General features: G+C 57.3%; 20 protein-coding genes. 16 read left to right on the top strand and 4 right to left on the bottom strand.

The window, feature by feature from the left end; translation table 11 throughout:
• The first annotated feature begins 224 nt into the window (after window positions 1-224).
• The gene (gene metE / locus GT756_RS24795) at window positions 225-2,489 is read left to right on the top strand and encodes a 5-methyltetrahydropteroyltriglutamate--homocysteine S-methyltransferase (protein ID WP_017899389.1); all 2,265 of its coding nucleotides are present in this window, start codon (window positions 225-227) and stop codon (window positions 2,487-2,489) included.
• A 58-nt stretch (window positions 2,490-2,547) separates the two neighbouring features.
• On the opposite strand, the gene GT756_RS24790 is transcribed toward metE, so the two are convergent.
• Window positions 2,548-3,360, bottom strand: a complete 813-nt coding sequence (locus tag GT756_RS24790; protein ID WP_109938689.1) for a dienelactone hydrolase family protein — start codon at window positions 3,358-3,360, stop codon at window positions 2,548-2,550.
• Between the two features lie 272 nt (window positions 3,361-3,632).
• Here GT756_RS24790 and udp point away from each other — a divergent pair, with 272 nt between their 5' ends.
• The 9 genes from udp to tatD all read left to right on the top strand — a co-directional run bounded on the left by udp (window position 3,633) and on the right by tatD (window position 11,584).
• Window positions 3,633-4,394, top strand: coding sequence for a uridine phosphorylase (gene udp, locus GT756_RS24785; RefSeq protein WP_002883419.1), 762 nt, complete (start codon window positions 3,633-3,635; stop codon window positions 4,392-4,394).
• 133 nt (window positions 4,395-4,527) lie between these two features.
• Complete coding sequence (gene rmuC, locus GT756_RS24780; RefSeq protein ID WP_017899388.1) at window positions 4,528-5,976, top strand: DNA recombination protein RmuC; 1,449 nt, start codon at window positions 4,528-4,530, stop codon at window positions 5,974-5,976.
• A gap of 70 nt (window positions 5,977-6,046) precedes the next feature.
• A complete protein-coding gene (gene ubiE / locus GT756_RS24775) occupies window positions 6,047-6,802 on the top strand; it encodes a bifunctional demethylmenaquinone methyltransferase/2-methoxy-6-polyprenyl-1,4-benzoquinol methylase UbiE (RefSeq protein WP_004886751.1) in 756 nt (251 codons plus the stop codon).
• Window positions 6,803-6,815: 13 nt separating this feature from the next.
• Complete coding sequence (locus tag GT756_RS24770) at window positions 6,816-7,421, top strand: SCP2 domain-containing protein (RefSeq protein ID WP_004886750.1); 606 nt, start codon at window positions 6,816-6,818, stop codon at window positions 7,419-7,421.
• A complete protein-coding gene (gene ubiB / locus GT756_RS24765) occupies window positions 7,418-9,058 on the top strand; it encodes a ubiquinone biosynthesis regulatory protein kinase UbiB (protein WP_004886748.1) in 1,641 nt (546 codons plus the stop codon). The genes GT756_RS24770 and ubiB overlap by 4 nt, the downstream gene beginning before the upstream one ends.
• A gap of 129 nt (window positions 9,059-9,187) precedes the next feature.
• Window positions 9,188-9,439: a Sec-independent protein translocase subunit TatA gene (gene tatA, locus GT756_RS24760; RefSeq protein WP_002883425.1), complete on the top strand. Its 252-nt coding sequence runs from the start codon at window positions 9,188-9,190 to the stop codon at window positions 9,437-9,439.
• Between the two features lie 3 nt (window positions 9,440-9,442).
• Window positions 9,443-9,967, top strand: a complete 525-nt coding sequence (gene tatB / locus GT756_RS24755) for a Sec-independent protein translocase protein TatB (protein WP_017899386.1) — start codon at window positions 9,443-9,445, stop codon at window positions 9,965-9,967.
• A gap of 2 nt (window positions 9,968-9,969) precedes the next feature.
• A complete protein-coding gene (tatC, locus tag GT756_RS24750; protein ID WP_004886745.1) occupies window positions 9,970-10,749 on the top strand; it encodes a Sec-independent protein translocase subunit TatC in 780 nt (259 codons plus the stop codon).
• A 43-nt stretch (window positions 10,750-10,792) separates the two neighbouring features.
• A complete protein-coding gene (tatD, locus tag GT756_RS24745; RefSeq protein WP_160125115.1) occupies window positions 10,793-11,584 on the top strand; it encodes a 3'-5' ssDNA/RNA exonuclease TatD in 792 nt (263 codons plus the stop codon).
• Here tatD and rfaH read toward each other — a convergent pair.
• On the bottom strand, window positions 11,581-12,069 hold the full coding sequence (gene rfaH, locus GT756_RS24740; RefSeq protein ID WP_004886742.1) for a transcription/translation regulatory transformer protein RfaH: 489 nt from the start codon (window positions 12,067-12,069) through the stop codon (window positions 11,581-11,583). The genes tatD and rfaH overlap by 4 nt on opposite strands.
• 178 nt (window positions 12,070-12,247) lie before the next feature.
• On the opposite strand from rfaH, the gene ubiD reads away from it, so the two are divergent.
• Window positions 12,248-13,723, top strand: coding sequence for a 4-hydroxy-3-polyprenylbenzoate decarboxylase (gene ubiD / locus GT756_RS24735; protein ID WP_004886738.1), 1,476 nt, complete (start codon window positions 12,248-12,250; stop codon window positions 13,721-13,723).
• A 49-nt stretch (window positions 13,724-13,772) separates the two neighbouring features.
• The gene (gene fre, locus GT756_RS24730) at window positions 13,773-14,474 is read left to right on the top strand and encodes an NAD(P)H-flavin reductase (RefSeq protein ID WP_004886735.1); all 702 of its coding nucleotides are present in this window, start codon (window positions 13,773-13,775) and stop codon (window positions 14,472-14,474) included.
• A 193-nt stretch (window positions 14,475-14,667) separates the two neighbouring features.
• On the opposite strand, the gene fadA is transcribed toward fre, so the two are convergent.
• Together fadA and fadB are read right to left on the bottom strand one after the other, a co-directional pair.
• Entirely contained in the window at window positions 14,668-15,831 is a 1,164-nt protein-coding gene (gene fadA, locus GT756_RS24725) for an acetyl-CoA C-acyltransferase FadA (RefSeq protein WP_004886733.1), read from the bottom strand.
• Between the two features lie 9 nt (window positions 15,832-15,840).
• A complete protein-coding gene (gene fadB / locus GT756_RS24720; protein ID WP_064190083.1) occupies window positions 15,841-18,030 on the bottom strand; it encodes a fatty acid oxidation complex subunit alpha FadB in 2,190 nt (729 codons plus the stop codon).
• Window positions 18,031-18,221: 191 nt separating this feature from the next.
• Between fadB and pepQ the strand changes: the two genes are divergently transcribed.
• Genes pepQ through hemG form a run of 4 tightly spaced genes read left to right on the top strand, consistent with a single transcriptional unit; the run spans window position 18,222 to window position 22,212 of the window.
• Window positions 18,222-19,553 carry a Xaa-Pro dipeptidase gene (gene pepQ, locus GT756_RS24715; RefSeq protein ID WP_004886728.1) on the top strand — a complete coding sequence of 444 codons (1,332 nt, stop codon included), beginning with the start codon at window positions 18,222-18,224 and terminating at the stop codon, window positions 19,551-19,553.
• The gene (locus tag GT756_RS24710) at window positions 19,553-20,167 is read left to right on the top strand and encodes an IMPACT family protein (RefSeq protein WP_004886726.1); all 615 of its coding nucleotides are present in this window, start codon (window positions 19,553-19,555) and stop codon (window positions 20,165-20,167) included. The genes pepQ and GT756_RS24710 overlap by 1 nt, the downstream gene beginning before the upstream one ends.
• Window positions 20,168-20,206: 39 nt before the next feature.
• A complete protein-coding gene (gene trkH, locus GT756_RS24705; protein WP_004886724.1) occupies window positions 20,207-21,658 on the top strand; it encodes a Trk system potassium transporter TrkH in 1,452 nt (483 codons plus the stop codon).
• An 11-nt stretch (window positions 21,659-21,669) separates the two neighbouring features.
• Entirely contained in the window at window positions 21,670-22,212 is a 543-nt protein-coding gene (hemG, locus tag GT756_RS24700) for a menaquinone-dependent protoporphyrinogen IX dehydrogenase (RefSeq protein WP_004886722.1), read from the top strand.
• Window positions 22,213-22,368: the final 156 nt, after the last annotated feature.

Here is a 22,368-nt window from a genome sequence, read left to right as displayed (position 1 = left end):
GCAATTTGCGCTTGAGGAATATACAGTAACTGCCAATTATGGATGTGTAAACATCTGGACGTCTAAAACTCGTCATATTTCGACTTGCAGATGCGTTGGCTGCCTCGCTTACCCCAGTCACTTACTTCAGTAAGCTCCTGGGGATGCGCATCGTTGCCGCCTTCCTGCAAGCCGAACTATTTAGAGTTTTTCTTCAGATTCAATGAAATAAGAGAGGAACAAAAATGACAATTATTAACCACACCCTCGGTTTTCCTCGCGTTGGCCTGCGTCGCGAGCTGAAAAAAGCGCAAGAGAGCTATTGGGCGGGCAATGTCACTCGCGAGGAGCTGCTGGCGGTAGGCCGGGAACTGCGCGCCCGTCACTGGGAGCAGCAGAAGCAGGCCGGTATTGACCTGCTGCCGGTGGGCGATTTCGCCTGGTACGACCATGTTCTGACCACCAGCCTGCTGCTTGGCAACGTGCCGGCTCGTCATCAGAACAAAGACGGCTCTGTCGATATCGATACCCTGTTCCGCATTGGCCGCGGCCGCGCGCCCACCGGCGAGCCAGCGGCCGCCGCGGAAATGACCAAGTGGTTCAACACCAACTATCACTACATGGTGCCGGAGTTCGTGCAGGGCCAGCAGTTCAAACTGACCTGGACCCAACTGCTGGATGAAGTGGACGAAGCGCTGGCGCTAGGCCACAAGATCAAGCCCGTGCTGCTGGGGCCGGTGACTTATCTGTGGCTGGGCAAAGTGAAAGGCGAACCGTTTGACCGTCTGAGCCTGCTGAATGCCATCCTGCCGGTTTATCAGCAGGTGCTGGCCGAACTGGCGAAGCGCGGCATTGCGTGGGTGCAGATTGATGAACCGGCGCTGGTGCTGGAGCTGCCGCCAGCGTGGCTGGAGGCCTTTAAACCGGCTTATGACGCCCTGCAGGGCCAGGTCAAACTGCTGCTGACCACCTATTTTGAAGGCGTTAGCGACAATCTCGAGACCATTGCTGCGCTACCGGTCCAGGGGCTGCACGTCGATCTGGTCCACGGTAAAGATGATGTCGCCGAACTGCATAAACGTCTGCCGGCCGACTGGCTGCTGTCCGCCGGCCTGATCAACGGGCGTAACGTCTGGCGCGCCGATCTCGCCGAAAAGTATGCGCAAATTAAAGACCTCGTCGGTAAGCGCGAGCTGTGGGTCGCTTCATCCTGCTCTCTGCTGCACAGCCCGATCGACCTGAGCGTGGAGACGCGCCTTGATGCGGAAGTGAAGAGCTGGTTTGCCTTCGCTCTGCAAAAATGCGGTGAGCTGGCGCTGCTGCGCGATGCGCTGAACAGCGGCGATACGGCGGCGATTACCGAGTGGAGCGCGCCAGTCCATGCTCGTCGCCATTCGTCTCGCGTACACAACCCGGCGGTGGAAAAACGGCTGGCGGCGATCACTCCTCAGGACAGCCAGCGAGCCAGCCCCTATGAGGTTCGCGCTCAGGCACAGCGTCAACGCTTTAACCTGCCGGCCTGGCCGACCACCACCATCGGGTCATTCCCGCAGACGACCGAGATCCGCGGCCTGCGCCTGGACTTCAAAAAGGGAAATCTTGACGCCAGTCATTATCGTACCGGCATTGCGGAACATATTAAGCAGGCGATCGTCGAGCAGGAGCGGTTAGGATTAGACGTACTGGTGCACGGGGAAGCCGAGCGGAACGATATGGTGGAATACTTCGGTGAACATCTGGACGGTTTCATCTTCACGCAAAACGGCTGGGTGCAGAGCTATGGCTCCCGCTGCGTGAAGCCGCCGGTGGTGATCGGCGACGTTAGCCGTCCGCAGGCGATCACCGTTGAATGGGCGAAGTACGCGCAGTCGCTGACCGACAAGCCGGTGAAAGGGATGCTCACTGGACCGGTGACGATTCTGTGCTGGTCCTTCCCGCGGGAAGACGTCAGCCGTGAAACCATCGCGAAACAGATTGCGCTGGCCCTGCGTGATGAAGTGGCGGATCTGGAGGCGGCCGGTATCGGCATCATCCAGATTGATGAGCCGGCCTTGCGCGAAGGTTTACCGCTGAAGCGCAGCGACTGGGATGCCTATCTGCAGTGGGGTGTGGAAGCCTTCCGTCTTAACGCTGCGGTGGCCAAAGACGATACTCAGATCCATACCCACATGTGCTATTGCGAGTTCAACGACATCATGGACTCCATCGCCGCGCTGGATGCTGACGTGATCACCATTGAAACCTCGCGTTCCGACATGGAACTGCTGGAGTCGTTCGAAGTGTTCGAGTATCCCAATGAGATCGGGCCGGGAGTATATGATATTCACTCGCCAAACGTACCGAGCGTGGAGTGGATCGAAGCGCTGCTGGAAAAAGCCGCGCAGCGTATCCCGGCGGAGCGGCTGTGGGTCAACCCGGACTGCGGCCTGAAAACCCGCGGCTGGCCGGAGACGCGCGCCGCGCTGGCGAATATGGTGCAAGCGGCGCGGAATCTGCGCCAGTCCGCTTGATCGTCACCGGAAAAATCAAAAAGGAGGCATTTGCCTCCTTTTTTCATGCTTTGGGCGATTACCCTTTTTTTCCGCCATACTGCGCAAACCAGGCCAGCATTCGCTGCCAGCCGTCTTTGGCTGACTCTTGGTGATAGCTGGCGCGATAGTCGGCGTTAAAGGCGTGATCGGCTTCGGGATAGACCACGATTTCCGCTGTGGCGTTAGCCGCCCGCAGCGCCTGACGCATCGTCTCGACGGTGTCCTGCGGAATGCTGGCGTCTTTCGCACCGTACAGGCCGAGCACCGGGGCGTTGAGATCGACGGCGATATCCACCGGATGTTTTGGCGAATTCAGCGATTTTTCTCCCACCAGCTTGCCGTACCAGGCCACTGCCGCTTTAAGCTGCGGGTTATGTGCGGCATACAGCCAGGTGATGCGTCCGCCCCAGCAGAAGCCGGTGATCAGCAGACGATGGGCATCGCCGCCATGACGCGCCGCCCAGCTGGCGACGTGGTCGAGATCCGCCAACACCTGCGCGTCCGGCACCTTGGTAACCAGCTCTTTAAACAGGGTTGGGATATCGTGATACTCATTCGGATCGCCCTGACGGAAGTACAACTCAGGCGCGATAGCCAGATAGCCCTCCTGCGCCAGGCGGCGACAAAGATCGCGAATATGCTCATGCACGCCGAAAATTTCCTGTACCACGATGACGATCGGCAATGGGCCATCGACGTTTTTCGGACGGGCATGGTAAGCCGGCATGTTTTCCCCCTGAGAGGGAATAGAGGTCTCTCCGGCGACAATATGCTCTTCCGGCGTATGAACGGCGGTTGCGGCGTGCGGCGAGGCTGCAGGTGCGAATCCAGGTTGCTTGGTGGTGGTCATGGTATTCTCCGTACCCTTATTTATTAGCGCATCAGTAACTATAGACCCTTTACCTTTAGTTCGGGCGGTAATAAAGCACAGTGCCTGAAAGCGGCTATCTTTTGTTCTGTGACGATGAATATAACTTGTTAATGTGATGTGTATCACTATTTACTGAAAAACAACTGCAATCATTATTGTTCTTAGTGACTATCATCACAAAATGTTGCCTGGGGCTTCTGTACAGTACCGTTTTGCTTCTGCTGATAATTCGACCCACAGAGGAGTTTTTTATGTCCAAGTCTGATGTTTTTCATCTCGGCCTCACCAAGAACGATTTACAAGGGGCTACGCTGGCTATCGTCCCTGGCGATCCGGAGCGTGTGGAAAAGATCGCCGCGCTGATGGATAAGCCGGTTAAGCTGGCATCCCACCGCGAATTTACCTCCTGGCGCGCGGAGCTGGACGGCAAACCGGTGATCGTCTGCTCCACTGGCATCGGCGGCCCGTCTACGTCTATCGCTGTGGAAGAGCTGGCGCAGCTTGGCGTACGTACCTTCCTGCGCATTGGCACCACCGGCGCCATTCAGCCGCACATCAACGTTGGCGATGTGCTGGTGACTACCGCTTCCGTTCGCCTGGACGGCGCCAGCCTGCACTTCGCGCCGATGGAATTCCCGGCCGTCGCAGATTTCGCCTGCACCACCGCGCTGGTGGAAGCGGCGAAATCCATTGGCGCCACCACCCATATCGGCGTGACCGCCTCTTCGGATACCTTCTACCCGGGCCAGGAGCGTTACGACACCTTCTCCGGTCGCGTGGTGAGCCGCTTCAAAGGCTCTATGGAAGAGTGGCAGGCGATGGGCGTGATGAACTATGAAATGGAATCCGCTACGCTGCTGACCATGTGCGCCAGCCAGGGCCTGCGCGCCGGGATGGTGGCTGGGGTTATCGTTAACCGTACCCAGCAAGAGATCCCTAACGCCGAAACCATGAAGCAAACCGAAAGCCACGCGGTGAAAATCGTCGTCGAAGCGGCGCGCCGTCTGCTGTAATTAAACCGCTTTCCCTTCAGGCCGGATCCTCCGGCCTTTTTTTTGCGTCGCCTCTCGCAGGAAATTCCTTTTAAACTGGACGTTTGTACAGCACAATTCTATTTTGTGTCATCAGGTTATCGCAGGGGGCGTCGTGGATCTCTCCATTATTATCAGCGCGGTTATCGCACTGGCTGCCGGGTTAATCGTCGGCTGGCTGGCGACCAAAGCGCGCGCCGATCAAATTCGGGCCGATCTTATCGAGGAGCGGCGAGAGCTGGATATTGAGCTGAGCGCTGCCCGTCAGCAACTGGTCCAGGAAGCCCACTGGCGTGAAGAGTGCGAGCTGCTGAACAACGAGCTGCGCAGCCTGCGGGATATCAATACCTCGCTGGAGGCCGATCTGCGTGAGGTTACCACCCGGCTCGAATCCACCCAGCTGCATGCGGAAGATAAGATCCGCCAGATGGTGAACAGCGAGCAGCGCCTGAGCGAGCAGTTTGAAAACCTCGCCAACCGCATTTTCGAACACAGCAACCGACGCGTCGATGAGCAAAATCGCCAGAGCCTGCATGGCCTGCTGACACCGCTGCGCGAACAACTGGACGGGTTCCGCCGGCAGGTGCAGGAGAGCTTCGGTCAGGAGGCGCGAGAAAGGCACACCCTGGCGCATGAGATCCGTAACCTGCAGCAGCTGAACGCGCAGATGGCGCAGGAGGCGCTGAACCTGACCAAAGCGCTGAAGGGCGATAACAAAACCCAGGGCAATTGGGGGGAAGTGGTTCTCACCCGCGTGCTGGAGGCCTCCGGCCTGCGGGAAGGCTATGAGTACCAAACCCAGGTCAGCATCGAGACCGACAACCGCTCGCGGATGCAGCCGGACGTCATCGTGCGCCTGCCGCAGGGTAAAGACGTGGTTATCGACGCCAAAATGACCCTTGTCGCCTATGAGCGTTATTTCAACGCCGAGGACGACTACACCCGCGAAGTCGCGCTGCAGGAGCACCTTGCTTCGGTGCGAAATCATATTCGCCTGCTGGGGCGCAAGGATTATCAGCAACTGCCAGGCCTGCGCTCCCTAGACTATGTGCTGATGTTTATTCCCGTCGAGCCGGCATTCCTGCTGGCCATCGACCGTCAGCCCGAGCTCATCAGCGAGGCGCTGCAAAATAATATTATGCTGGTTAGCCCGACGACGCTGCTGGTGGCCCTGCGCACCATCGCCAATCTGTGGCGTTATGAGCACCAAAGCCGCAACGCGCAGAAGATCGCCGAGCGGGCGGGGCGCCTTTACGACAAAATGCGCCTGTTTGTGGACGATATGTCCGCTATCGGCCAGAGTCTGGATAAAGCGCAAGAGAACTATCGCCAGGCGATGAAAAAGCTCGCTTCCGGGCGCGGTAATCTTCTGGCCCAGGCGGAGGCTTTTCGCGGGTTGGGCGTGGAGGTCAAGCGCGGGATTAATCCTGATTTAGTCGAACAAGCCATTGCTCAGGACGATCCATATCGTCTCGAAGCGGAGGATAACCTGCCGGAAAATGAGGCATTTTCACCCGACTCTGCCGAGCCGGTGCGTAGCCGGGAGGCGGCTCCGCCACGCTGAAACGTATGGGAAATGCGCTGAGTCTGATACACTCAGTGAACATTTTCTTGAAAAGCAAGCAGGCATAAAGATGGTTGAGGATTCACAAGAAACGACGCACTTTGGCTTTCAGACGGTCGCTAAAGAGCAGAAAGCAGACATGGTGGCGCATGTATTCCATTCTGTCGCCGCAAAGTATGATGTGATGAATGACTTGATGTCGTTTGGTATCCATCGTTTGTGGAAGCGTTTCACCATCGACTGCAGCGGCGTACGTCGCGGGCAGACCGTGCTGGATCTGGCGGGGGGGACCGGTGATTTGACGGCTAAGTTTTCCCGTCTGGTAGGGGAAACCGGCCGCGTTATGCTTGCTGATATCAATGATTCAATGCTCAAAATGGGCCGCGAAAAGCTGCGCAATATCGGCATCGTGGGTAACGTTGAGTATGTTCAGGCCAACGCGGAAGCCCTGCCGTTTGCTGATAATACCTTTGACTGCATCACCATCTCTTTCGGTCTGCGTAACGTGACCGACAAAGAGAAAGCGCTGCGCTCGATGTACCGCGTGCTGAAGCCGGGTGGACGTCTGCTGGTGCTGGAGTTTTCTAAACCCATTATCGAACCGCTGAGCAAAGCCTACGACGCTTACTCCTTCCATATCCTGCCGAAAGTGGGCGAGCTGGTGGCAAAAGATGGCGACAGCTATCGCTACCTGGCGGAATCTATTCGTATGCATCCGGACCAGGAAACCCTGAAAGGGATGATGCAGGATGCAGGCTTCGAAAGCGTGGACTACTACAACCTGACGGCGGGTATCGTTGCTTTGCATCGCGGTTACAAGTTCTGACAGGAGGGACGCTATGCCTTTCACACCCCTGGTGACCGCTGGCATTGAAACGGCGCTAAATACTTTCCTCTGGCGCGACAAAGCGCTAAAACCCGCCCGCCAGCGCCTGCTGGGCAAGGTATTGCGGGTACAGCTGCAGGATTTCGCTACGCCCGTGGTGCTGGTGTTCAGTGAACGCCAGGTTGATGTTCTGAGCGCCTGGGACGGAGAGGCTGACTGCACCGTGATTACCCGGCTCAGCGTGCTGCCAAAACTACGCAACCGTCAACAACTGACGGCGCTTATCCGTAGCGGCGAGCTGGAAGTGCAGGGCGATCTGCAGGTGGTGCAGAACATGGTCACCCTGTGCGATCTGGCAGAGTTCGATCCCGCTGAGCTGCTGGCGCCATATACCGGTGACATCGTGGCCGAAGGCGTCGGTAAAGTCCTCCGCGGCGGCGCTCAGTTTTTACTGAAGGGCGCGCAGCGCCAGCAGCGTTATGTCGCTGAAGCGATCACTGAAGAGTGGCGCCTGGCACCGGGGCCGCTGGAGCTGGCCTGGTTTGCTGAAGAGACGACGGCTATTGAACGCGCGCTGGCCGCACTGGAAAAACGGCTGGAAACGCTGGAGGGCAAATGACGCCAGGAGAATTACGGCGCCTGTATTTCATCATCCACACCTTTTTGAGCTACGGGCTCGATGAGCTTATCCCCAAAATGCGGATCACGCTGCCGCTGCGTATCTGGCGGCGGATGCTCTTCTGGATGCCAAACCGCCATCAGGATCAACCTCTTGGCGCCCGTCTGCGGCTGGCGCTCCAGGAGCTGGGGCCGGTGTGGATTAAATTCGGCCAGATGCTTTCCACGCGGCGGGATCTCTTTCCGCCGCATATTGCCGATCAGCTGGCGCTGTTGCAGGACCGCGTGGCGCCCTTTGAAGGGAAGCTTGCGCAGCAGCAGATAGAAAAAGCGATGGGTGGCCTGCCGGTGGAGGCCTGGTTTGATGATTTCTCCGTTGAGCCGTTAGCCTCGGCGTCTATCGCCCAGGTGCATACCGCGCGTCTGAAAGAGAACGGCAAAGAGGTGGTGATCAAGGTTATCCGTCCGGATATCTTGCCGATCATTAAAGCGGACATGAAGCTCATCTACCGCCTGGCGCGCTGGGTGCCGCGACTGCTGCCTGACGGCCGCCGTCTGCGCCCGCAGGAGGTGGTTCGTGAGTATGAAAAAACGCTGCTGGACGAGCTGAACCTGCTGCGGGAATCCGCCAACGCCATTCAGTTGCGGCGTAATTTCGAAGACAGCCCGATGCTGTATGTGCCGGAAGTGTACCCCGATTACTGCAGCGAAAGCATGATGGTGATGGAGCGCATCTACGGCATTCCGGTTTCCGACGTGGAGGCGCTCGAGGCTCAGGGAACCAATATGCAACTGCTGGCGGAGCGGGGTGTGCAGGTCTTCTTCACCCAGGTGTTCCGCGACAGCTTTTTCCATGCCGATATGCACCCTGGCAACATCTTCGTCAGCTACGAGCACCCGGAAGATCCGCAGTATATTGGCATCGACTGCGGCATTGTCGGCTCGCTGAACAAAGAAGATAAGCGCTATCTGGCGGAAAACTTTATCGCCTTTTTCAACCGTGATTATCGTAAGGTTGCCGAGCTGCACGTCGACTCCGGTTGGGTTCCGCCGGACACCAATGTTGAAGAGTTTGAGTTCGCGATACGCACGGTCTGCGAGCCCATCTTTGAGAAGCCGCTGGCGGAGATCTCCTTCGGCCACGTGCTGCTAAATCTGTTCAACACCGCGCGGCGCTTCAATATGGAAGTCCAGCCGCAGCTTGTTTTGCTACAGAAGACATTACTTTACGTAGAAGGGGTAGGCCGGCAGCTCTATCCTCAGTTAGACTTGTGGAAAACGGCGAAGCCTTTCCTTGAGTCGTGGATCAAAGATCAGGTCGGTATTCCGGCGCTGGTGCGCGCGTTTAAAGACAAAGCGCCGTTCTGGATCGAAAGAATGCCTGAAATACCTGAGCTGGTGTATCAGAGCCTGCAGCAGAGCAAACAGCTGCAGACCAGCGTCGATACTATCGTGCGGGATATGCATGTGCGTCATGTGCGCCAGGGCCAATCCCGTTATCTGTTTGGTATAGGCGCGGTTTTATTGCTCAGTGGTACGCTGCTTTTTATCCATCGCCCTGAGTGGGGAATGATGCCCGGCTGGCTGATGGCCGGCGGTATCGTGACCTGGCTGATTGGCTGGCGAAAAACCCGCTGATCGGTTCGCCTCTTCATGACGCAGGCTTATTTGCGCAAAATCATGCCGGTGGCCTGACGGCGAGGCGGCTGGCAGGATGGCGTGTATAATGCGTCCACATAATTCATCATCTGTCATAGGGGAACGTGTATGGGTGGTATCAGTATTTGGCAGTTATTAATTGTTGTCGTCATCGTAGTTCTGCTTTTCGGGACGAAGAAGCTGAGCTCACTGGGGTCAGACTTAGGGGCATCCATCAAAGGCTTTAAAAAAGCCATGAGTGATGATGATAAACCTGAAAAGTCGGCGCCAGACGCAGATTTCACGGCGAAAACTATCGCCGATAAACAGGATGATGCAAAAAAAGACGAGACAAAACGCCACGACAAAGAGCAGGTGTAACTCGTGTTCGATATTGGTTTTAGTGAACTACTGCTGGTGTTTGTGATTGGCCTCATCGTTCTGGGGCCACAGCGGCTTCCCGTCGCGGTTAAAACGGTGGTTGGCTGGATCCGTACGCTACGGTCGCTGGCGACCACGGTACAGAATGAGCTGGCTCAGGAGCTAAAACTGCAGGAGTTCCAGGAGAGCCTCAAGAAGGTGGAAAAGGCCAGCCTGAATAACCTGACGCCGGAGCTGAAAGCCTCCATGGATGAGCTGCGCGAGGCCGCGGAGTCGATGAAGCGCTCCTATAGCGCCCACGACCCGGAAAAGGCCAGTGACGAAGCGAATACCATCCATAATCCGGTGGTGAAAGGCAGCGAAGCGCAGCGGCAGGACATCACGCCGGCGACGGCAGAACATCACGCCAGCGCTCCGGTTCATGCGCCGGATCCCGTGGCCGACGAGCAACCCGCTTCACCGGCAGAGAAAACAACCGCTACGGCGGCTGCCCCCCATTCTTCCCCCGCATCGAGTGATAAACCGTAAACATGGGCGTAGACGATACACAACCGCTAATTTCGCATCTGATTGAGCTGCGCAAGCGTCTGCTCAACAGCATCATTGCTATCCTGGTGATCTTCCTGGCGCTGGTCTATTTCGCCAATGATATCTATCAGCTGGTCTCGGCCCCGCTTATCAGCAAGATGCCGGTAGGCGCGACGATGATCGCCACCGATGTCGCTTCACCTTTCTTTACGCCGATAAAGCTGACCTTCATGGTGTCGGTGATCCTGTCGGTGCCGATTATTCTGTATCAGGTATGGGCCTTCGTCGCGCCGGCGCTGTATAAGCATGAGCGCCGGCTGGTGGTGCCCTTACTGGTCTCCAGCACTCTGCTGTTCTATATCGGCATGGCTTTCGCGTATTTTGTCGTGTTTCCGCTGGCGTTCGGCTTCCTGACCCATGCTGCCCCGGAGGGGGTGCTGGTCTCGACCGATATCCGCAGTTATCTCGACTTCGTGATGGCGCTGTTTATGGCGTTCGGGGTCTCTTTTGAGGTGCCGGTCGCTATTGTGCTGCTCTGCTGGATGGGCGTCACCACGCCGGAAGAGCTGCGCAAAAAACGGCCGTATGTGCTGGTGGGCGCCTTCGTGGTGGGGATGCTGCTGACGCCGCCGGACGTGTTCTCGCAGACGCTGTTGGCTATTCCGATGTACTGCCTGTTTGAAGTCGGGGTGTTCTTCGCCCGCTTCTACACCGGGAAGCGCCTGACGCGTGATGACGATGCCGCGGCCGAAGCTGAAGCCGCTGAGCACAGAGAAGAGTAATACCGCCAACCGCCCGTCAGGGCGGTTGTCATATGGAGCGATCATGTTTGATATCGGCGTTAATCTGACCAGTTCACAGTTTGCCCGCGACCATGATGAGGTGGTGGCGCGCGCCCGGGCGGCAGGGGTTCACGGCATGCTGCTGACCGGCACAAATTTACTGGAGAGCCAGCAGGCGCAGAGAATGGCGAGTCATTACGCCGGCTGCTGGTCCACGGCGGGGATCCATCCCCATGACGGCAGCAGCTGGACGCCAGCGGTCGCCGAGGCAATTTATGCCCTCGCCCGCGAGCCGCAGGTGGTGGCGATAGGGGAGTGCGGTCTGGATTTTAATCGTAATTTCTCCACGCCCCAGGAGCAGGAGGAGGCGTTCAGTGCCCAGCTGGCGCTGGCCGCCGAGCTGTCGATGCCGGTGTTTTTACACTGCCGCGACGCCCACGACCGGTTTCTGGCGCTGCTTAAACCCTGGCTCGGGAAGATCCCGGGCGCGGTGCTGCACTGCTTTACCGGCAGCCGCAGCGAGGTGCAGGAATGTCTGGATCTGGGGCTGTTTATCGGTATTACCGGTTGGGTATGCGATGAGCGGCGAGGGCTCGAGCTGCGAGCGCTATTGCCGGCGATCCCGGCGGAACGTCTGCTGCTGGAAACTGACGCGCCCTATCTGCTGCCGCGCGACCTCAAGCCGAAACCCGCCTCGCGTCGTAACGAGCCCGCGTATTTGCCGCATATCCTGGCCAGCGTCGCGGCCTGGCGCGGCGAGGAAGCGCAGTGGCTGGAGGCGCAAACGGACGCCAACGTCAGGGCGCTGTTTGGCGTCGACGTTAACGGCGCTTAGATTTTCTGGAAATCGGTGTTTTTAACGCTCTGCAGGACTTGCTTATTCAGCAGGTTTAACAGCAACATAGAGCGTGCTTCACCGTCCGGCTCGGTAAAGATAGCCTGTAAGCCTTCGAACGCGCCGTCGGTGATCAGTACGCTATCGCCCTCATGCGGCGTTTCCGGGTCGGTAATGCCTTCCGGTTTGTAGATAGAGAGCTGGTGGATGACCGCCGAGGGGACGATAGCGGGTAGGGCGCCAAAGCGCACGAAGTTGTTAACCCCGCGGGTGGCGCTGATGGTGGTGGTATGAATCACCTCTGGATCGAACTCAATAAACAGGTAGTTCGGGAACAGCGGTTCGCTGACCATGGTGCGTTTACCGCGAATGATTTTTTCCAGCGCAATCGTCGGCATCAGGCAGTTAACTGACTGACGTTCCAGATGTTCCTGGGCTCGTTGTAGCTGCCCACGTTTGCAATACAGTAAGTACCAGGCTTGCATAATGACTCATTCCACTTCTAATAACGGCAAGCATAACAAATGGCTGGTGTAATCGCGAAAGCCATTATAATTGAAATCCAAATTTCAGCGTTCTTTCACGCTAATTTAACAAAATTACAGCATCTCGCCGTTGAACACCGTATAATTAGCCGCCTGTAGAGAGGTCAATAACACTTTCATGAAATATCACGATCTTCGCGACTTTCTGACACTCCTGGAACAACAGGGCGAACTAAAACGTATCACTCTGCCGGTCGATCCTCACCTGGAAATCACCGAAATTGCCGACCGCACCCTGCGCGCTGGCGGTCCTGCGCTGCTGTTTGAGAATCCGAAAGGCTATACCATGCCGGTGCTGTGCAACCTGTTCGGCACGCCGCGGCGCGTGGCGCTGGGGATGGGTCAGGAGGACGTCAGTTCGCTGCGCGAGGTGGGTAAGCTGTTAGCCTTTCTGAAAGAGCCTGAGCCGCCCAAAGGTTTCCGCGATCTGTTTGATAAGCTGCCGCAGTTTAAGCAAGTGCTGAATATGCCCACCAAACGTCTGCGCGGCGCCCCCTGTCAGCAAAAAATCATCCAGGGCGATGACGTCGACCTGAGGAAAATCCCGATTATGACCTGCTGGCCGGAAGATGCCGCGCCGCTGATCACCTGGGGGCTGACGGTGACCCGTGGGCCGCACAAAGAGCGGCAAAACCTGGGGATTTATCGCCAGCAGCTGATTGGCAAAAACAAACTGATTATGCGCTGGCTGTCTCATCGCGGCGGCGCGCTGGATTTCCAGGAGTGGTGCGCGGCGCGTCCGGGGGAACGCTTCCCGGTTTCTGTGGCGCTCGGCGCCGACCCGGCGACCATTCTTGGTGCAGTGACCCCGGTGCCGGATACGCTGTCGGAATATGCCTTTGCCGGGCTGCTGCGCGGCACCAAAACCGAAGTGGTGAAATGCGTCTCGAACGATCTTGAAGTGCCTGCCAGCGCAGAGATTGTGCTGGAAGGTTATATCGAGGCCGGGGAGATGGCGCCGGAAGGTCCGTATGGCGACCATACCGGCTACTACAATGAAGTAGACCAGTTCCCGGTGTTTACGGTCACCCATATTACCCAGCGTGAAGACGCGATTTATCATTCGACCTATACCGGCCGTCCGCCGGATGAGCCTGCGGTGCTGGGCGTGGCGCTGAATGAAGTCTTCGTCCCGATCCTGCAGAAACAGTTTCCGGAAATTGTCGATTTCTATCTGCCGCCGGAAGGGTGCTCCTACCGCCTGGCGGTGGTGACGATGAAAAAACAGTACGCAGGCCATGCCAAGCGCGTGATGATGGGCGTCTGGTCGTTCCTGCGCCAGTTTATGTACACCAAATTCGTGATTGTCTGCGATGACGATGTTAACGCCCGCGACTGGAACGATGTGATTTGGGCGATCACTACCCGTATGGACCCGGCTCGTGATACGGTACTGGTAGAGAATACGCCAATTGATTATCTGGATTTTGCCTCGCCGGTTTCCGGCCTGGGTTCAAAAATGGGGCTGGATGCCACCAATAAATGGCCTGGCGAAACCCAGCGTGAATGGGGTCGCCCAATCAAAAAAGATCCTGCCGTCACGGCGCGCATTGACGCCATCTGGGATGATCTGGCCATCTTTAAACAACAGTAAGCGGGGCTAACGCCGCTGTTTTGCTCTTTAGACCCGACAGAGGGGACGCATGACAACCTTAAGCTGTAAAGTGACCTCGGTGGAGGCGATTACCGATACCGTGTATCGTGTTCGATTAGTACCGGAAGCGGCATTCTCTTTCCGCGCTGGCCAGTATCTGATGGTGGTAATGGATGAGCGCGACAAACGCCCATTCTCCATGGCCTCCACGCCGGCGGAACAGGAGTTTATCGAACTGCATATCGGCGCCTCGGAGCTCAATCTGTACGCGATGGCGGTCATGGATCGCATCCTGAAAGAGCGTGAAATTGAGGTTGATATTCCGCATGGCGAAGCCTGGCTGCGTGAAGATGAAGACCGCCCGCTGATTTTGATTGCCGGCGGTACCGGCTTCTCTTATGTGCGTTCTATTCTGCTCACCGCGCTGTCACGCAATCCTCAGCGCGATATCGCGATTTACTGGGGCGGTCGCGAGACCAAACATCTGTACGATCTGGCCGAGCTGGAAGCCTTGAGCGTCAAGCATCCAAATCTGCGCATCGAGCCGGTGGTTGAGCAGCCGGAAGAGGGCTGGCGTGGGCGTTCCGGCACCGTGCTGACCGCGGTGCTGCAGGATTACGGTACCCTGGCCGATCACGATATCTATATTGCCGGGCGTTTCGAGATGGCTAAGATTGCTCGCGACCTGTTCTGCAACGAACGCGGCGCGCGCGAAGATCGCCTGTTTGGCGACGCGTTTGCCTTTATCTGATATCTGCAAATAAAAAACCCGCCCCTGACAGGCGGGAAGAACGGCAACTAAACTGTCTCTCTTCGCCAATGACGTCATCACTGCGTTGGCTGCGCTTGCTCACCCGAATCACTTACTTCAGTAAGCTCATCGGGATTCGCTCGCTTGCCGCCTTGTTCTGACGCCATTGGCTGTGAGATATCCTTTTGTAAATTTACACCCGCTCAAACACGGTGGCGATCCCTTGTCCCAGGCCGATGCACATGGTGGCGAGGCCGAACTGGGCATCTTTACGCTCCATCTGATTAATCAGCGTGGTGCTAATACGCGCCCCGGAACAACCCAGCGGATGACCGAGCGCGATCGCCCCGCCGTTGAGGTTGATCTTCTCATCGATCTGCTCCATCAGGCCCAGATCTTTAATGCACGGCAGGATCTGCGCGGCAAAGGCCTCATTCATTTCAAAGACGTCGATATCGCTGGTGGATAAGCCCGCTTTTTTCAGCGCCAGCTTCGAAGCGGGAACCGGGCCATAGCCCATAATAGACGGGTCGCAGCCGACCACCGCCATCGAACGGACGCGGGCGCGTGGCTTCAGACCCAGTTCGCGGGCGCGGCTTTCGCTCATCAGCAGCATCGCCGCCGCGCCATCGGAAAGGGCGGAAGAGGTGCCCGCCGTTACCGTACCGGTCACCGGGTCAAACGCCGGCCTTAGGGTAGACAGCGTCTCGACGGTGGTTTCCGGGCGGATCACTTCGTCATAGTTAAAGGACTTCAGTACGCCATCGGCATCGTGGCCGCCGGTGGGGATAATCTCGGCTTTGAATGCGCCGGACTGGGTCGCAGCCCAGGCGCGGGCGTGGGAGCGCGCGGCGAACTGATCCTGCATTTCCCGGCTAATGCCGTGCAGACGCGCCAGCATTTCAGCGGTCAGCCCCATCATCCCTGCCGCCTTTGCCACGTTACGGCTCAGGCCCGGGTGGAAATCGACGCCGTGGCTCATCGGCACATGGCCCATGTGCTCCACGCCGCCAATCAGGCAGACGCTGGCATCGCCGGTCATGATCATGCGTGCGGCATCGTGCAGCGCCTGCATGGAAGAACCGCACAGACGGTTAACCGTGTTTGCCGGTACCGAATGCGGGATCTCCGCCAGCAGCGCCGCGTTACGGGCGATGTTAAAACCCTGCTCGAGGGTTTGCTGTACGCAGCCCCAGTAGATATCGTCTATCGCGCTTGCCTCAAGCGACGGGTTGCGCGACAGCAGGCTGCGCATCAGGTGCGCGGAGAGGTCCTCCGCGCGCACGTGGCGAAATGCGCCGCCCTTTGAACGGCCCATCGGGGTGCGAATAGCATCGACAATGACAACCTGTTCCATTGTGACTCCTTAAGCCGTTTTCAGAGCGCCAACCGGACGGGCTGGCTCTACCTGGGGATAATACGCTTCGTTATGGCGCGCTTTGTCTCGCAGACCGGCAGGGACTTCATACAGCGGCCCAAGGTGCTGGTACTGCTGCGCCATATCGAGATACTTCGCGCTGCCGATGGTATCCAGCCAGCGGAAGGCGCCGCCGTGGAACGGAGGGAAGCCGAGGCCGTATACCAGCGCCATATCCGCTTCCGCCGGGCTGGCGATAATGCCTTCTTCCAGGCAGCGGACGACTTCGTTAACCATCGGGATCATCATGCGGGCGATAATCTCTTCATCGCTGAAATCGCGCTTCGGCTGGCTGACGTCGGCCAGCAGGCTGTCGACGGCAGCATCTTCTTCTTTCTTCGGCTTACCTTTGCTGTCTTCTTTATAGCGCCAGAAGCCGAGGCCGTTCTTCTGCCCGAAACGGTTGGCGTCAAACAGGGCGTCGATAGCGTCGCGATAATCTTTCTGCATCCGCTGCGGGAAGCCCGCCGCCATGACCGCCTGAGCATGGTGCGCGGTATCGATGCCGACCACGTCCAGCAGATAAGCTGGGCCCATCGGCCAGCCAAACTGTTTCTCCATCACTTTGTCGACTTTGCGGAAATCCGCCCCGTCGCGCAGCAGCTTGCTAAATCCGGCGAAGTAGGGGAACAGCACGCGGTTGACGAAGAAACCGGGACAATCATTGACCACGATTGGCGTCTTGCCCATTTTGCTGGCCCAGGCCACCACTTTGGCAATGGTCTTATCCGAGGTTTTTTCGCCGCGAATCACTTCAACCAGCGGCATGCGATGCACCGGGTTAAAGAAGTGCATGCCGCAGAAGTTCTCCGGGCGCTGCAGAACGCTGGCCAGCTCGCTGATGGGGATCGTTGAGGTGTTGGATGCCAGTACGGTATCCGGGCGCACTTTCTCTTCGGTTTCCGCCAGCACCGCTTTCTTCACTTTCGGGTTTTCCACCACCGCTTCAACGACCACGTCCACGCGATCAAAACCGCTATACTCCAGCGTCGGCTGAATGGTGCTTATGACTCCGGCCAGCTTCAGACCGTCAATTTTGCCGCGTTCCAGCTGTTTATTCAGCAGCTTCGCCGCTTCGGTCATCCCAAGGGTCAGCGATTTGTCGCTAATGTCTTTCATCACCACCGGCACGCCCTTCCAGGCCGACTGGTATGCGATACCGCCGCCCATAATGCCAGCGCCCAGTACGGCAGCATGCTTCGGTGTTTCGACATCTTTGGTCAGTTTTTTCGCTTTCGCTTTGACGTACTGGTCGTTCAGGAAGATACCGACCAGTGCGCGGGCCTCGTTGGTATGAGCCAGCGGGACAAAGCTTTTATTTTCCAGCACCAGAGCTTCTTCACGATCAAGACGCGCAGCGGCTTCGATGGTTTTCACCGCGGTGATCGGCGCCGGATAATGCTTCCCGGCGGTTTGCGCGACCATGCCTTTGGCGATGGTGAAACTCATCGTCGCTTCAATTTTGCTGAGTTTCAGCGGCTCCAGCTTCGGTTGACGTTTCGCTTTCCAGTCCAGGTCGCCCTGAATCGCCTGGCGCAGGATCGCCAGCGCGCCGTCGCGCAGTTTTTCCGCGGCGACCACGCCATCCACCAGGCCGATTTTCAGCGCTTGCTCGGCGCCGACATCTTTCCCGGCAGCAATGATCTCCAGCGCGCTGTCGGCGCCGAGCAGGCGCGGCAAACGGACTGAGCCGCCGAAGCCTGGCATAATGCCGAGTTTGGTTTCCGGCAGACCAATGCGCAGATCCGGCGTCGCCAGGCGGTAATCGGTCGCCAGGACACATTCACAACCGCCGCCCAGCGCGTAACCATTGACGGCAGAGATAGTGGGGACGGGAAGATCTTCCAGACGGTTGAAGACGCTGTTAGCAAAATGCAGCCATTGGCTTAACTGCTCCTCAGGGACCAGGAACAGTGAGAGGAATTCAGTGATATCCGCGCCGACGATAAACGCCGCTTTTTCAGAGCGCAGCAGCAGGCCTTTGAGATCGTTTTGTTTTTCCAGTACATCCAGCGCGTGACCGAGGCTGGCTACGGTTGCGGTATCAAGCTTGTTGACCGAACCTGGGGCATCGAACACCAGTTCGGCGATGCCATCTTCCAGCCAGTCGAGGTACAGGGTGTCGCCTTTGTAGAGCATGTCAGTCTCCTGAATCCAGCAATATGATCTGGTCATACCAGATGAAACGGAGTGTGGAATTTATGTTAAAGAATTGCAAATTACTCTTTAAATAATTGCTGGTCGGATCACATCCGGCGGAAATCACCCGCACGCAGGTCGATGTGCTAAGATGCGGAGTATCACGATCCCATAAAAGCAAAGGACAAAAGATGGAATCCCTGGCCGCGCTCTATAAAAATCATATTGTTACCCTACAAGAACGTACCCGCGACGTCCTGGCCCGTTTTCAGATGGATGCTCTGCTGATTCACTCCGGCGAGCTGGTTAACGTCTTCCTTGATGACCATCCATACCCGTTCAAGGTCAATCCGCAGTTCAAAGCCTGGGTGCCGGTGACTCAGGTGCCTAACTGCTGGTTGCTGGTGGACGGTGTGAATAAACCGAAGCTGTGGTTCTATCTGCCGGTTGATTACTGGCATAACGTTGAGCCGCTGCCGACCTCGTTCTGGACCGAAGAGGTCGATGTGGTCGCGCTGCCGAAGGCCGATGGCATCGGCAGCCAACTGCCTGCCGCTCGCGGTAATATTGGCTATATCGGGCCGGTGCCGGAGCGCGCGCTGGGCCTGGGAATCGCCGCGGATAAGATCAACCCGAAAGGGGTTATCGATTATCTGCATTACTACCGGGCTTACAAAACCGATTACGAGCTGGCCTGTATGCGTGAAGCGCAGAAGTCGGCGGTGAATGGTCATCGTGCGGCCTATGAGGCTTTTCAGTCCGGGATGAGCGAATTCGATATCAACCAGGCCTATCTTACCGCCACCGGTCACCGCGATACCGATGTGCCTTACAGCAACATCGTGGCGCTGAACGAGCATGCTTCCGTCCTGCACTACACCAAACTGGACCATCGCGCTCCGGCGGAGATGCGCAGCTTCCTGCTCGACGCCGGCGCGGAATATAACGGCTATGCCGCGGATCTGACGCGGACCTGGGCGGCACACGGCGATAACGATTTCGCCCATCTGATTAAAGACGTTAACGACGAGCAGCTGGCGCTGATTAGCACCATGAAAGCCGGGACGCGCTACGTTGATTACCATATCCAGTTCCATCAGCGTATTGCGAAGCTGCTGCGTAAACACCAGTTAGTCACTGACATGAGCGAAGAGGCGATGGTGGAGAACGATCTGACTGGGCCATTTATGCCGCACGGGATTGGTCATCCGCTGGGTCTGCAGGTGCATGATGTTGCTGGCTTTATGCAAGACGACTCCGGTACGCATCTGGCGGCGCCAGCGAAATACCCGTATCTGCGCTGCACCCGTATTATCGAGCCGCGGATGGTGTTGACCATTGAACCCGGCATCTACTTTATCGAGTCGTTACTGGCGCCGTGGCGTGAAGGCCCGTTCAGCAAGCACTTCAACTGGCAAAAAATTGACGCCATGAAGCCATTCGGCGGGATCCGTATCGAAGATAACGTGGTGGTTCACGAAAACAGTATCGAAAACATGACGCGCGATCTGAAGCTGGCCTAATGGAGAGCTGGTTAATCCCGGCGGCGCCAGTTTCCGTCGTTGAGGAGATCAAAAAGAGCCGTTTTATCACGCTGTTGGCGCATACCGACGGCGTGGCGGCGGCGAAAGCCTTTGTCGAGTCGGTCAGAGCGGATCACCCCGATGCTCGCCACCACTGCGTGGCGTGGGTCGCCGGACCGCCTGATGATTCGCAACAGCTTGGGTTCTCAGACGATGGCGAACCGGCGGGAACGGCGGGTAAACCGATGCTGGCGCAGCTGATGGGTAGCGGCGTCGGTGAGATAACCGCTGTCGTCGTACGTTATTACGGTGGTATCCTGCTGGGCACCGGCGGCCTGGTGAAAGCCTATGGCGGCGGTGTCCATCAGGCGCTGGCGCAGTTGACGACGCTGCGCAAGACGCCGTTAACGGCATATACTTTGCAATGTGAATATGGGCAACTGGCCGGCGTTGAAGCGTTGCTCGCCCAATTTTCCGGGAATGTCGTTGAAAGCGAATATCTGGCGTCGGTTCGGCTGCGCGTGGCGCTTCCCCAGGCCGAAGTGGCGGCTTTTTCAGCAAAACTGGCTGATTTTAGTCGCGGTTCATTGCAATTGCTGAAGATTAACGAATAATCCCCTCTGTTTTTTTGCCTATCAAAGGAAGCGCCAGAGATGCATTTTCGCGCCATAACCCGAATCGTTGGACTGCTGGTCATCTTATTCTCGGGGACAATGATCGTCCCGGGATTAGTGGCCCTGATATATCGCGATGGCGCGGGACGGGCCTTCACTCAAACTTTTTTTGTCGCTCTGGCGATCGGCTCCATGCTGTGGTGGCCGAACCGTAAGCAAAAGGGCGAACTGAAATCTCGTGAAGGGTTTCTGATCGTGGTGCTGTTCTGGACCGTGCTGGGTAGCGTAGGGGCCTTGCCCTTTATATTCGCCGAACAGCCGAACCTGACGGTGACGGATGCCTTCTTCGAATCATTTTCCGGCCTGACGACGACCGGGGCGACCACCCTGGTGGGGCTGGACTCGCTTCCGCACGCTATCCTTTTTTACCGGCAGATGCTGCAGTGGTTCGGCGGCATGGGGATCATTGTGCTGGCGGTGGCCATTCTGCCTATCCTCGGCGTCGGGGGAATGCAGCTCTACCGCGCGGAAATGCCCGGCCCGCTGAAAGATAACAAGATGCGCCCGCGCATCGCCGAGACGGCAAAGACATTGTGGCTTATCTATGTGTTACTAACGGTCGCCTGCGCATTGGCGCTCTGGTTTGCCGGTATGCCGGCCTTCGATGCGATAGGGCACAGCTTCGCCACCATCGCTATCGGCGGTTTCTCGACTCACGATGCCAGCGTCGGCTATTTCAACAGCCCGATGATCAACTCCATCATTGCCATCTTCCTGCTGATCTCCGGCTGTAACTACGGTCTGCATTTTTCGTTGTTGAGCGGACGCAGCCTTAAGGTGTACTGGCGCGACCCTGAGTTTCGAATGTTCATTGGCGTCCAGTTGACGCTGGTCATCGTCTGTACGCTGGTGCTATGGCTTCATAACGTGTACGGCTCGGTGCTGACGACGCTGAATCAGGCGTTTTTCCAGGTGGTGTCGATGGCGACCACCGCAGGATTCACCACCGATAGCATTGCGCGCTGGCCGCTGTTCCTGCCGGTGCTGCTGCTGTGCTCCGCATTTATCGGCGGCTGCGCTGGCTCCACGGGCGGTGGCTTAAAGGTGATCCGTATCCTGTTGCTGTTCAAGCAGGGCAACCGTGAGCTTAAGCGTCTGGTTCACCCGAATGCGGTGTATAGCATTAAATTAGGTAACCGCGCGCTGCCGGAACGTATTCTGGAAGCGGTGTGGGGATTCTTCTCCGCCTATGCGCTGGTCTTTATCATTAGTATGCTGGCTATTATCGCCACCGGGGTGGATGACTTCTCTGCTTTCGCCTCCGTGGTGGCGACATTGAACAACCTCGGGCCTGGGCTCGGCGTCGTCGCGGACAACTTTGCCACCATGAACCCGGTCGCGAAATGGATCCTGATTGCTAATATGCTGTTTGGTCGTCTGGAAGTGTTCACCTTACTGGTGCTCTTTACTCCCACTTTCTGGCGCGAATAACAGGAGTGCTCGTGAAAACTTTAATTCTCTTTTCCACCCGCGACGGGCAGACCCGTGAAATCGCTTCGTTTCTCGCCTCTGAGCTGAAAGAGCTGGGTATCGATGCGGATACCCTGAATCTGAACCGTACCGATAACGTGGAATGGCATCATTATGATCGCGTGGTGATTGGCGCATCGATTCGCTACGGACACTTTCATCCGGCGGTGGACCGCTTTGTGAAAAAGCACCTGGCAGCATTGCAGGCGCTGCCGGGGGCATTCTTTTCGGTGAACCTGGTTGCGCGCAAACCCGAGAAGCGCACGCCGCAGACCAATAGCTATACGCGCAAGTTTCTGCTCAACTCGCCTTGGCAGCCGCAGAGCTGCGCGGTGTTTGCCGGGGCGCTACGTTACCCGCGTTACCGCTGGTACGATCGGTTTATGATCCGCCTGATTATGAAAATGACCGGGGGCGAAACGGATACCCGTAAAGAAGTGGTCTATACCGACTGGCAACAGGTCTCCCGATTTGCCCGAGAAATCGCGCAAATGATCAGCAAACCGGGCGTTTAAACAGCGTCTTGATGGAAAAGCGAGCGAACGAAAAGTTTTTTTGCATTTCCCCTTGTCACCTCGGAATTACTCCCTATAATGCGCCTCCACTGACACGGAACAACGGCAAGCAAGCCGCCGGGTCAGCGGGGTTCCGGTGAGAACCTCGCAGAGAAA

Source organism: Klebsiella sp. Q2 (assembly GCF_009900705.1).
GTDB classification, from domain to species: Bacteria; Pseudomonadota; Gammaproteobacteria; order Enterobacterales; family Enterobacteriaceae; genus Klebsiella; species Klebsiella quasipneumoniae.
Note: the sequence above shows the minus strand (reverse complement) of the source record. Positions and strands in the feature narration are given on the sequence as shown.

Excerpts from the sequence above, each read along its gene's own strand:
- metE (WP_017899389.1), top strand. The coding sequence starts at position 225 with ATGACAATTATTAACCACACCCTCGGTTTTCCTCGCGTTGGCCTGCGT.
- GT756_RS24790 (WP_109938689.1), bottom strand. The coding sequence starts at position 3,360 with ATGACCACCACCAAGCAACCTGGATTCGCACCTGCAGCCTCGCCGCAC.
- udp (WP_002883419.1), top strand. The coding sequence starts at position 3,633 with ATGTCCAAGTCTGATGTTTTTCATCTCGGCCTCACCAAGAACGATTTA.
- ubiE (WP_004886751.1), top strand. The coding sequence starts at position 6,047 with ATGGTTGAGGATTCACAAGAAACGACGCACTTTGGCTTTCAGACGGTC.
- GT756_RS24770 (WP_004886750.1), top strand. The coding sequence starts at position 6,816 with ATGCCTTTCACACCCCTGGTGACCGCTGGCATTGAAACGGCGCTAAAT.
- ubiB (WP_004886748.1), top strand. The coding sequence starts at position 7,418 with ATGACGCCAGGAGAATTACGGCGCCTGTATTTCATCATCCACACCTTT.
- tatA (WP_002883425.1), top strand. The coding sequence starts at position 9,188 with ATGGGTGGTATCAGTATTTGGCAGTTATTAATTGTTGTCGTCATCGTA.
- tatC (WP_004886745.1), top strand. The coding sequence starts at position 9,970 with ATGGGCGTAGACGATACACAACCGCTAATTTCGCATCTGATTGAGCTG.
- tatD (WP_160125115.1), top strand. The coding sequence starts at position 10,793 with ATGTTTGATATCGGCGTTAATCTGACCAGTTCACAGTTTGCCCGCGAC.
- rfaH (WP_004886742.1), bottom strand. The coding sequence starts at position 12,069 with ATGCAAGCCTGGTACTTACTGTATTGCAAACGTGGGCAGCTACAACGA.
- ubiD (WP_004886738.1), top strand. The coding sequence starts at position 12,248 with ATGAAATATCACGATCTTCGCGACTTTCTGACACTCCTGGAACAACAG.
- fre (WP_004886735.1), top strand. The coding sequence starts at position 13,773 with ATGACAACCTTAAGCTGTAAAGTGACCTCGGTGGAGGCGATTACCGAT.
- fadA (WP_004886733.1), bottom strand. The coding sequence starts at position 15,831 with ATGGAACAGGTTGTCATTGTCGATGCTATTCGCACCCCGATGGGCCGT.
- fadB (WP_064190083.1), bottom strand. The coding sequence starts at position 18,030 with ATGCTCTACAAAGGCGACACCCTGTACCTCGACTGGCTGGAAGATGGC.
- pepQ (WP_004886728.1), top strand. The coding sequence starts at position 18,222 with ATGGAATCCCTGGCCGCGCTCTATAAAAATCATATTGTTACCCTACAA.
- GT756_RS24710 (WP_004886726.1), top strand. The coding sequence starts at position 19,553 with ATGGAGAGCTGGTTAATCCCGGCGGCGCCAGTTTCCGTCGTTGAGGAG.
- trkH (WP_004886724.1), top strand. The coding sequence starts at position 20,207 with ATGCATTTTCGCGCCATAACCCGAATCGTTGGACTGCTGGTCATCTTA.